General features: G+C 72.0%; 7 protein-coding genes. 5 read left to right on the plus strand and 2 right to left on the minus strand.

The window, feature by feature from the left end:
* Positions 1 to 112: 112 nt before the first annotated feature.
* The 5 genes from F6X53_RS28605 (at position 113) to F6X53_RS28625 (ending at position 8843) form a co-directional block, all read left to right on the plus strand.
* On the plus strand, positions 113 to 604 hold the full coding sequence (locus tag F6X53_RS28605; protein WP_151004766.1) for a tellurite resistance TerB family protein: 492 nt from the start codon (positions 113 to 115) through the stop codon (positions 602 to 604).
* A 13-nt stretch (positions 605 to 617) separates the two neighbouring features.
* Positions 618 to 1037: a CidA/LrgA family protein gene (locus F6X53_RS28610; RefSeq protein ID WP_151004767.1), complete on the plus strand. Its 420-nt coding sequence runs from the start codon at positions 618 to 620 to the stop codon at positions 1035 to 1037.
* Positions 1034 to 1750 (plus strand): LrgB family protein, encoded by a 717-nt coding sequence (locus tag F6X53_RS28615; RefSeq protein ID WP_151004769.1) that lies wholly within the window; start codon positions 1034 to 1036, stop codon positions 1748 to 1750. The genes F6X53_RS28610 and F6X53_RS28615 overlap by 4 nt, the downstream gene beginning before the upstream one ends.
* A gap of 289 nt (positions 1751 to 2039) precedes the next feature.
* Positions 2040 to 6557, plus strand: a complete 4518-nt coding sequence (locus F6X53_RS28620; RefSeq protein ID WP_151004771.1) for a VCBS domain-containing protein — start codon at positions 2040 to 2042, stop codon at positions 6555 to 6557.
* 36 nt (positions 6558 to 6593) lie between these two features.
* Positions 6594 to 8843 (plus strand): CHASE2 domain-containing protein, encoded by a 2250-nt coding sequence (locus F6X53_RS28625; protein ID WP_151004774.1) that lies wholly within the window; start codon positions 6594 to 6596, stop codon positions 8841 to 8843.
* Between the two features lie 7 nt (positions 8844 to 8850).
* Here the strand turns inward: F6X53_RS28625 and F6X53_RS28630 are convergent, their stop codons facing one another.
* Entirely contained in the window at positions 8851 to 9282 is a 432-nt protein-coding gene (locus F6X53_RS28630) for a hypothetical protein (RefSeq protein ID WP_151004776.1), read from the minus strand.
* Between the two features lie 89 nt (positions 9283 to 9371).
* Positions 9372 to 10031, minus strand: coding sequence for a LuxR C-terminal-related transcriptional regulator (locus F6X53_RS28635; RefSeq protein ID WP_151004778.1), 660 nt, complete (start codon positions 10029 to 10031; stop codon positions 9372 to 9374).
* Positions 10032 to 10887 lie beyond the last annotated feature (856 nt).

The following is a 10887-nucleotide window of genomic DNA, read 5'->3' on the forward strand; positions in this document are numbered from 1 at the left end:
GATCCGATGCAGGCGGGCCACGCCGGGGCGCGATGACGGTCGTGGGGGGCCGGCGCCGCTTGACGGCGGGCGAGGGTGGCAGAAGGGTGGGGGCCTCACCGGGAAGGCCCTCATGTCGCTGATCGCTCGCCTGCGGGCCTATGCCGCCGATGCCTTCGGGATCGCGCCCCGGACGGAGGCGGTGGAGGACGACGAGCACCTGGCCGCCACGGCCCTTCTCGTCCACGTGGCCCGGGTCGACGGCGTGCTGGCGCCGGCCGAGGCGGAGCGTCTCGCCCGCCTGGTGCGGGGGCGCTACGCCGCGACCCCGGAGGCGGCCGATGCCCTGATTGCCCGCGCCTCGGCCTTCGACGCGGAGACGCGGGACATCGCCATGCTGGTCGAGAGGATCGGGCGCGATGCCGACGGGGACGAGCGCCGCAAGCTCCTTGCCATGGCCTGGTCGGTGGCGGGCGCGGACGGGACCGTGGACGAGTTCGAGGAGGCCTTGGTCTGGCGCCTCGGCAAGCTTCTCGGCTTCGACGACGGCGCCATCGCGGGGGCCCGCGGCGAGGGTCTCGCGGGCACCCGCGGCGATCCGGCGGGCCGGGGCGTGGGCGCGTGAGCGGGGCCGCCGCGTGATCGCGAGCCTGACCCTGATCCTGCTCGCGCAGCTCCTCGGCGAGGGGATCGCGCGGGCCTGCGCGCTCCCGGTGCCGGGCCCGGTCCTCGGGATGGCCCTGATGCTCGGCTTCCTGGTCCTGCGCGACCGCGGGCCCCGCCTCGTGCCGCGATGGCTGCCGGCGCCCCTGACGGACGGCACCCTGGAACGCACCGGCAAGGGGCTTCTCGCCAATCTCTCGCTGATGTTCGTGCCGGCCGGCGCCGGCATCGTCGGGCGCCTCGACGTCCTGGAAGCGCAGGGCGCCAAGCTCGCCCTCGTGCTCCTCGTCTCCACCGCCGCGGCGCTGCTCGCCACGGTCCTGACCTTCCTGGCGGTGCAGCGCCTGATGGCGCCGCCCCCGCCCGGTGGGACGCCGCCGGAGCGGGCCCGGTGAGCGGCGATTTCGCGGTCTGGGTCTATCTCTCCCACACGCCGCTCCTCTGGCTCACCGTGACCCTCGCGGCCTATCTGCTGGCCGACCGGATCGCGGCGGCGACGGGCCGCCACCCGGTCGCCAACCCGGTTCTGATCGCGATCGTGCTGACCGGAGGCGTGCTGGCGCTGACCGGCACCCCCTACGCCACCTATTTCCAGGGCGCGCAATTCGTGCACTTCCTGCTCGGGCCCGCCACCGTGGTGCTGGCGCTCCCCCTCTACGAGCACCGGGCGACGGTGATGCGCGCCCTCGTGCCGATGCTCGCCGCGCTGACCATCGGCTGCGGAATCGCGCTCGGATCGGCGATCGGGCTCGCGAGCCTCCTCGGGGTGCCGCGCCCCGTGATCGTGTCGCTGAGCCCGAAATCGGTGACCTCCGGGGTCGCCATGGGCGTCTCCGAGGCGCTCGGCGGAGACCCGACCCTCACGGCCGTGCTGGTGATGATCACCGGCGTCACCGGGGCGATCCTGGTCACCCCGATGATGAACCTCCTGCGGATCGAGGACATGCGGGCCCGCGGATTCGCGGCGGGGCTCGCGGCCCACGGCGTCGGCACCGCCCGCGCCTTCCAGGTCAGCGAGGTCGCCGGAACCTTCGCGGGCATCGCGATGGGGCTCAACGCCTTCCTGACCGCGATCCTGGTGCCGGTCGCCATCGGCTTCCTGCGCTGATCGCGGGCGCCCGGCCACGGTCCGGTTCCGGACAGTCTTGGCGCCACGCCGGCAAGTCGGCGCAAGTTCCGACCGGCCTGTGGTCTTCGGGCACTTGAAGTAGACGCATTTTTGCTCAGAAGCTTCGGGACAGCGCATCGGTCGATGCAATGGGCCCGAGGGCCGGGACGGCGTGAACATTGATGTTCACCCCGTGCCGAAGCGATCGACGGGTTGCGCGCCGCCTCGACGCGGCTTGGCCGGGGATCGGGCAGGCAGGGATCGTGAGGATGGTTCCGGTGCAGGCACCATGACGATCATCGACGAGATCGGGCCGCCGCGCCTCGGGCCGGGCTTCGGCCTCGAGACTTCCCGGGAGGTCGAGGCCGTCGAGGGCGGCACGATCCGGGTCGAGGATCCGGGCCTGCTCTTTCACGGCCATTACGCGCGCACCGGGGCGGATCTCGTCATCAGCGACGAGGGGCATCGCCTCGTCGTCCACGAGTATTTCGGCGTTCTCAAGCGTCCCAAGCTCGTGGCCCCGGACGGCGCCAGCCTGTCCGACGCGGCGATCGAGGATCTGAGCGGCGCGCGCGCGATCTACGCACAGGCCGGCGCGAACCCGGTCTCGGACGCCTCGGCTGTGATCGGCCGGGTGCAGAAGGTGGGCGGCGGCGCGAGCCTGGTGCGCAACGGCGTCACCGTCGCGGTTCAGGCGGGCGACCTCGTCCACAAGGGTGACGTCGTCCAGACCGACCGCGCCGGCTCGCTGGCCATCGCCTTCCTGGACGGCACCCTCTTCACCCTCTCGGCCAGCGCCCGGATGGTGCTGAACGAGATGGTCTTCAAGGCGGAGGGCAATGGCGGCACGGCCCTGTTCAACCTGATCCAGGGCTCGATCACCTTCGTGGCCGGGCAGGTCGCCAAGACAGGCGACATGAAGGTCGCGACGCCCGTGGCCACGATGGGCATCCGCGGCACGGCGGTGCATGTCCAGATCGATGCCGATAACGGCACGACCCGCTTCTCGGTGATGACCGAGCCCGACGGGCATACCGGCCGCTTCGACGTCTATGACCGGGACGATGCGGGCCGGCTTCTCTTCACGGTCTCGGATTCAACCCAGGCCTTCGTGGTCAGGCCGAGCGGCGCGCAGCAGGTCGCCTTCGAGGCGGTGCCGAAGACGCTCCTGGAGATCCGGGTCGAGACGGGCCTCGTCCAGACCCTGTTCCAGACCCTGTCGGAGGTGCCGCGCCTGCCCGTGCCCCAGGGCCCCGGCGGGTCGAGCACGCCCCCGGACCTCCTCCCGCCGGATGTGAGCCCGCAGCAGGGCTTGGGTCCGAACGGGGCGGGCGGCCCGCTGCCCGGAACCGGCGATGCGCCGGCACTCCCCGGCAAGGGCCCGCCGCCCGCGGGTCCGGAGGGCGTCGTTCCGCGCCTGTCGGACGAGCCCCCCGTGGCGCCGCGCCCCGCCGATCCCTCGCCGCCGAATCTCGTGCTCCTGCCCCAGACCGTCACGGTGCAGCAGGATGCGGCCTTGCGCGCGACCAGCGCCGGGCAGGGCGTCCTCGTGGCGGCACCCGGCTCCACCGCGATCAACGTGCGGATCGTGGCCGCGCATGCCGGCGCCGATGCGGGCGCGGAGGGCCAGCCGCTGACGGACGGGGCGATCGTGCTGGCCGGCCGCTACGGCACGCTCCAGCTCAATGCCGACGGAACCTACCTGTATCGGGCCGACAGGGCCGCCGCCCTGGCGGAGGGCGTGCACGGCACCGACGCCTTCAGCTACCGGGTCGAGGGGGAGGGCGGCGCCGCGGCAGTGGCGACCCTCACGGTGGACATCGCGGGCGTCAACGACGCGCCGGCCGCCGCCGGCACCGTCGATCTCGGGGCGATGCCGGCCCGGGCCGTCCGCACCGTCACGCAGGCCGAGCTGCTGGCCGGGGCGAGCGACGTCGACGGCGACGCGCTCGCGGTGACGGGCCTGGCCATCCGCAGCGGGGGCGGCGCGATCGTCGACCTCGGCCCTGGTCGCTTCGCCTACGAGCCCGGCCCCGTCGCGAGCGGCCCCGTCATCCTCGCCTACACGGTCACGGACGGCCATGGCGGCAGCCTCGCCCGGACGGCATCGCTGACCCTTCGCCCCAACAGCCCGGCCGCGATCACGGGCGACCTGACCGGGCGGGTGCAGGAGGATGGTCAGGGCTTTGCCGCCGGCACCCTGACGGTCGTGGATGCCGATCCCGGCGAGGCGCATTTCGCCGTGCCGGCGACGCTCGCCGGGCGCTACGGCAGCTTCCGGTTCGACACCGCGACGGGGCAATGGGCCTACGCGCTGGCGAACCAGGACCCCGCGATCCAGGCGCTCGGCGCGGGCGAGCGGCTGCAGGACCGCCTGAGCCTCACCGCCCTCGACGGTTCGGCCGCGCAGGACATCGTGGTGACGATCGCGGGAAGCAACGATGTCCCGATCCTCGGCGCGAGCCCGCAGGCGAGCCTGACGGAGCTGGCCGGCCGCACCGGTTCGTCGGAGCCCGACCGGCTCTCCGGCAGCCTCGCCTTCGCGGATGCCGACCGGCATGACGGGCATGGCGTGACGGTCGGCGCCCCGGTTGTGTCGCGCTCAGGTGCCGCCCTGCCGCCGGAGCTGTCGGCGGCCCTCACGGGCGCCCTGATGGCGAGCGTGACGGAGGATTCGGGGACCGGCAGGATCGCCTACGCCTTCGCGGTGGCGGACGCGGCCCTCGACGGCCTGCGGGGCGGCGAGCGGCTCGACGTGACCTACACGCTCACCCTCTCGGACGGACAGGGCGGCCTCGCGACCCAGCCGGTCGGCATCACGCTGATCGGCACCAACGACGCGCCGGTGGCGCAGGACGCAGAGGCGAGCCTGCGCGCGGGCCGGACGCTGTCGGGCACGCTCGTGGCGACCGATCCGGATTCCGAAGGGCTCACCTTCGCGGCGGTCGCCGGACCGGCCCATGGCCGGCTCAGCCTCGGGCCGGACGGGACCTACACCTACACCCCCGATGCGGGCTTTCGCGGCACGGACCGCTTCACCTATCGCGCCAGCGACGGCAGCCTCGACTCGAACCTCGCCTCGGTCACGGTGGCGGTGCATGGCGGCGCGGCCCCCGTCATCACGAGCGGGGCCCATTCCGACCTGAGCCTCACGGCGGGGGCCTCCGGGAAGGTCCTGACGCCGCTGGCCGCGCGCTATCTCACGACGGGCAACAGCCTCGTCGACGGCCTCGGCGGCACCGCCGGCTTCGGCGAGACCCTGCTCGGGCCCAATGACGACGCCTCCACCGGTGCCATCGACATCCGGGACGTGTTCGGGGCGCAAGGGTTGAATCTCTTCGGCCACGATTACACGGCGATCTACGTCAACAACAACGGCAACATCACCTTCGACGGGCCGCTCGGCGAGTTCCGGCCGAGCCGCATCGGGGCCGGCTCGCAAAACCCCATCATCGCGCCGTTCTGGGCCGACGTGGATACCAGCACGGGCGCGCAGAACGCCCCGACGCCCGGCGGGCGCTCGACCGGATCGAACCGGGTCCATATCGACAAGGACGCGGAGAACGGCGTCCTCACGGTGACGTGGGATGATGTCGGCTATTTCTCGAACCACACCGACAAGCTCAACGCCTTCCAGCTCCAGCTGATCGATCTCCAGGACGGCAATTTCGACATCGTCTACCGCTACGAGGCCGTGAACTGGACGCTCGGGGATTACAGCGAGGGCCTGCACGCGCGGGCCGGCTACTCCGCCGGGGATGGCAGCCACTCTTTCGAGCTGCCTCAATCCGGCAACGCCGCCGCCATGCGGGCCCTGCCGACGATTCCGGGGAATACCGGCACGCCCGGCCTCTTCGTGTTCGAGGTCCGGAACGGGTCGGTGGATCCCGGCGCGACCCTGACGCGCAGCGGCACGATCGGCTTCTCGGATGCCGATCCGGGCGACCGCCACACGGTCGAGGCGACGCTCGAGGCCGGCTCGCTGCACTGGCGCCGGCCCGATGGCAGCGATGCCGGCGCCGTCCCGGGCGATCTGGCCGCCCACCTCACCCACGCCTTCACCGCACAGGTCACGGCCGAGAGCGCGGCGGAGCGCGACGCGGCCGGCAGCGCCACCTGGACGCTCGCGGTCCCGGAATCCGAATTCGCGTTCCTGCGCGCCGGCGACACCCTCTCCCTCGTCTACGACGTCGTGATCCGGGACGAGACCGCCCAATCGGTCCCCGCCACCGTCGCGGTGACGGTCACGGGCGCGAACCACCCGCCCGCCCCCGGCGGCGTCAGCGTCACGCAGGCGCTCCTCTCGGCCGCGGAACCCGCGGGACGCGCGGCCGTCCCCGATCAATCCGCCGACGCGCTGAACCCGGCGAGCGACGCCCGGATCGTCGCGCAGGCAATTTCCGCTGCCGGCCCGACCGAATTCGTCACCGTGACCGGAACCGCGGGAGACGATGTCCTGGGCCCCGGGACCGGCGAGGCCGCCATCCTGACGGGCGCGGGCGGACACGACGTCTTCGTCTTCGCCGCGACCGGCCCCGGCCAGCCGGTCCACCGGGTCACGGATTTCGATGCCGCCGCGGATGCGATCGACCTCGCGGAATTCACTCTGGCGGCCTCGGAACGGATCGAGGACGTCCTCCACCTCAGCCGTGACGAGGCGGGCGGCTACGACCTTTCGGTTCGCGGCGCGAACTTGGTCCATCTCGATCTCGCGGAGGGTGGCCACGGGGCGGGCGAGGCCCAGGACGCCCTCACGGTGATCTGGTCGAACCACCTCGCGCATCTCGCGATTCCGTCTCCGGTCTAGGCCGCCGTGATCCTGCCCCGCCGACGCAGAGGCGCCGTGAGGCCGAGGGCCTCCCGGGATGCGGCGCCCGCGCCGCATCGGCCGGCGCGCCGGCGTCGCCGCCTCGGCCCCGACCGGCTGCTCGCGCTCGCGGTGCTCGGCGGCTTCCTGCTGCTGCGCCTGTGGGACCCGGCGCCGGTGGAGATCCTGCGCCTTCGCACCTTCGACGCCTTTCAGGTCCTGCAGCCGCGCTCACCGGGTCCGCGCCCGGTCACCATCGTGGATATCGACGAGGACAGCCTGCGCGCCTACGGCCAATGGCCCTGGGCCCGCACCCGCGTCGCCGACCTCGTGCGTCGCCTCACCGAGGCGGGGGCTTCGGCCATCGCCTTCGACGCGGTCTTCCCCGAGCCCGACCGGCTCTCGCCGGGATTGGTGGCGCAAAGCATCCCGGGCCTCGACGCGGCGACCCGCGCGGCGCTCGCGGCCCTGCCGAGCAACGACGCGATCTTGGCCGAGGCGGTGGCGGGCGGGCGGGTCATCGTCGGGCAGACCGCCCTGGCACAGGCCACCGACGGGGACCCCGCCTTGCCCGCGACGGGCTTTGCCCAGATCGGGCCCGATCCGGCGCCCCACCTCGCCCATTTCCCCGGCCTCCTGCGCAACCTGCCGGCGATCGAGCATGCGGCGGCCGGTCGGGGCCTCTTCACCATCGTTCCGGAGCGCGACGGCATCGTCCGGCGGGTGCCCCTCATCCTAGTGGCGGAGGGCCGGATGGTGCCCTCTCTGGCCCTCGAGATCCTGCGGGTGCTGACGGGCAGCGGCGCGATCGTGGTCCGCAGCGACGCGGCGGGCGTCAACGCCGTGGCGGTGCCGGGCTTCGCGGTGCCGACCGATGCGGGCGGCTCGGTCTGGCTGCATTTCGACCACCACGACCCCGCCCGCTTCGTCTCGGCGAAATCCGTCCTCGACGGCTCCCTCGCACCCGAGCGCGTCGCCGGCAGGATCGTGCTCGTCGGAGCCTCGGCGATCGGGCTCCTCGACAACAAGACCACCCCGCTCGACCGCATCATCCCGGGCGTCGAGGTCCACGCGCAGGTGATCGAGAGTGTGCTGGCCCGGGCGACCCTGTCCTATCCGAGCTTCGCGATCGTGGTCGAACTCGGCCTCGCCCTCGCGGTCAGCCTCGGCATCATCGCCCTGGCGCCGGTGCTCGGGGCGGGCTGGCTGCTGCTCCTCGGCGCGGTGGTAGCGGCCTTCATCGCGGCGACCGCGTGGTTCCGCTTCACCGAGCTCGGCATCCTCCTCGATCCGACCTTCCCCCTCGCGGCGAGCCTCGGGGTCTACGCCGTCCTGGTCTTCACCAACTACATGCGCGAGCAGATGGGCCGGCAGCGCATCCGCTCGGCCTTCGGGCAATATCTCTCGCCGGCCCTGGTCGCGCAGCTCGCGGCCTCGCCCGAGCGGCTGAAGCTCGGCGGCGAGGAGCGCCGCCTCACCATCATGTTCAGCGACGTCCGCGGCTTCACCGGCATCGCCGAGTTCTACCGGTCCGACCCGCCCGGCCTCACCACCCTGATGAACCGCTTCCTGACCCCGCTCACCGACGCGATCATCGAGCGGCGCGGCACCATCGACAAGTATATGGGCGACGCCATCATGGCGTTCTGGAACGCCCCCCTGGACGATCCCGACCACGAGGCCAATGCCTGCGCGGCGGCGCTGGCGATGCTGACCCGGATGGAGACCCTCAACGCCCGGCGCCGCCAGGAGGCGGAGGCCGGCGGGCACCCGAACCTGCCCATCGAGATCGGGCTCGGGATCAATACCGGCCGCTGCGTCGTCGGCAATATGGGCTCGGACCTGCGCTTCGATTACTCGGTCCTCGGCGACCCGGTGAACCTCGCCTCGCGCCTCGAAGGGCAGACCAAGACCTACGGCGTCCGGATCCTCCTCGGGGCGACGACCGCCGCCGCGGTGGCGGGCCGCTTCGCCCTGCTCGAGCTCGACCGCATCCGGGTGAAGGGCAAGAGCGGGGCGGAGGTCGTCTCGGCGCTCCTCGGGGACGAGGGCTTGCGCCAGGCGCCCGCCTTCCGGGCGCTCGCGACGGAGCACCATGCGATGCTAGCCGCCTACCGCGCGCGGGACTGGGCGGGGGCCCGCGCCCGGCTCGAAACCTGCCGGACGCTCTCGGCGGGCTTTGCCCTGACGCGCCTCTACGATCTCTATGCCGGGCGGATCGACGGCTTCGTCGCCGCGCCGCCCCCCGAGGGCTGGGACGCCACCCACGTCGCCGAGACGAAATGAGAGGCGGTCAGGAGGTCCGGCGCCGCGGCCAGGGGATGAAGTCCCGGTCCGTCAGGGCCGCGACCAGAAAGGCCAGGAGCCCGAGATGCAGGCCGAGGCTCGCGGGGCCGGGCCAGACGAGGCGCCACAACGCCAGGGCGCCGCCGGCCATCAAGGCCGGCGCGAGGGTGTAGGCGGCCGCGCGCCAACCCGCGACGGGCCGCCCGAGGCGCCAGAGGCCGGCGGCGAGCGCCGCGACCGCGAAGGCGCCCTTGATCAGCGCCATGAAGCGCAACAGGCGCACGAGATCCGGCTCGGCCTCGGCCGGCTGTCCGAGGATCGACGCCCCGGCGAGCGCCAGGAGCGCGGCGAGAAGCAGGATCGCGCGCTGCGGCCGGGCGGCGTAGAGGGGCCGCGACGATTGTGCGGACACGGCAAGCGGGAGGGCAACGGCGCGCATCGGACCTCCCGTGGCGGGCTCGGACAGGCCGGCAGCTTACGCCAGCCGCGCGAGGCCGCAAACGCTGGCGCCGGGATCCTCGAAGGGCCTCAGGACTGGCCGGCGCGCTGGGCCGCGCCGGTCCTGTCACGGACCCCGAGGGCCCGGTACAGGGCGTTGGCGTGGACCTTGACGGTATTCTCGGTGAGCCCGAGGGTCCGGGCGATCTCCTTGTTGGACTTGCCGGAGCGAATCAGCCGCAACACGTCCTGCTGGCGCGGCGTCAGGCGCACCTCCGTCCCCACCGGGCGGCTCGGCTCGTAGCTCGGAGCCCAGTCGGAGGGGAGCGGCAATTCGGCGAGGCTCGGCGGCACGAAGATGCCCCCGGCGAGGATCAGCCGGAACGCCGCCGCGATCTCGTCGACGCCGAGCGCCTTCGGCACGTAGCCGTGCAGGCCGGCCCGCAGCGCCAGGAAGATCTCCTCGCGCCCGCCGCCCCGGCCGCTCCCGCCGATCACGGCGATGCGGGTCCGGGGGAAGACCTCGCGGACGCTGCGGAGGTTGAGGGGCGTGCCGATCCCCGGCATGGCGAGGTCGAAACAGGCGAAGCGGATCCCGGCATGCTCGTCGAGGCGCATCAAGGCCTCGTCGAGGGAGCCGGCCTCGATCACCCGGCCGAAGCCGCATTCCCGCGTCAGCAGGGCCACGACGCCCGCACGGAAGAGCTCGTGGCTGTCCGCGACCAGCGCGGTGGGCGTCTCGGCGCTCATGGTCGATCACCTGTCCGGTCGCCCGCAACCCCGCCGGCGGCTCCGCGAAGACCCGCAGCCCCGGGGGCGACGGATCTCGCGCGTGCGTGCCGGCTGCGAGGCGCGGGCAATTCTGTCATCCTGCGAACAATGTGATCAACGAACAATGTTCGGACGGATCTCGGAATGGCCGAACCCGGATCCGATCGCGCGGAATCTTGTGGATACGTGCGATGACGGGGACCGTGCGGTGTCGAGGCTTGATCGAGATGGGCGACGCTCTGTCATTCGAAGGAGATCGGGCCGGAGCGGAGGCGCCGGGCCCCCGAAGATCAGGTTCGCAGATTGCGTCGTCTCGGCGATCAATTGCAACCTCAGATCTGTACAATTCGAAACACCGGGCCGCCCGCCCGTAACTCCGCGATCCTTCGCTACGTGACGGAAACGGCAAGGAAAATCGGTCCGGAAATGAACCAACGAGGTATATTCGTACGATACTGCACGTTGCATAGCCTCAGTGTTCGTGGAACAAGCCCCCGATTCGCCGGTTCGAGCCCAGCGCCCTCGCGGCTCCGGTCGTTGCCGAATGTGATTGCGGCGGCCATTAAGCATAGCAGCAGGATAATACGACCTGGATCAACTCTGCGTTGCTCAACTGGCAGTTATCACACGTTGAAATCACTTTTCGATTTCACGAAAGATTATACTGGATTGGCGCGGCCCGAACCGTTTAAAAACGCGAGGCCTCGGAGGACTGACCGTCGTGACGCGAGATCGCTCATCAACTGAGATTGTGAAGGCCCTGTCGTCGTGCCGCACGGCGTTTTTGGGCGTTGCGGCGATGAGCGGGTTGGTGAACGTGCTCTACCTGACGGGC

It is taken from the genome of Methylobacterium soli, from assembly GCF_008806385.1.
In the GTDB taxonomy this organism is placed as follows: domain Bacteria; phylum Pseudomonadota; class Alphaproteobacteria; order Rhizobiales; family Beijerinckiaceae; genus Methylobacterium; species Methylobacterium soli.

Bases quoted from the DNA above. Each gene is read 5' to 3' on its own strand.
- F6X53_RS28630 (WP_151004776.1), bottom strand. From the start codon at position 9,282: ATGCGCGCCGTTGCCCTCCCGCTTGCCGTGTCCGCACAATCGTCGCGG.
- F6X53_RS28620 (WP_151004771.1), top strand. From the start codon at position 2,040: ATGACGATCATCGACGAGATCGGGCCGCCGCGCCTCGGGCCGGGCTTC.
- F6X53_RS28605 (WP_151004766.1), top strand. From the start codon at position 113: ATGTCGCTGATCGCTCGCCTGCGGGCCTATGCCGCCGATGCCTTCGGG.
- F6X53_RS28635 (WP_151004778.1), bottom strand. From the start codon at position 10,031: ATGAGCGCCGAGACGCCCACCGCGCTGGTCGCGGACAGCCACGAGCTC.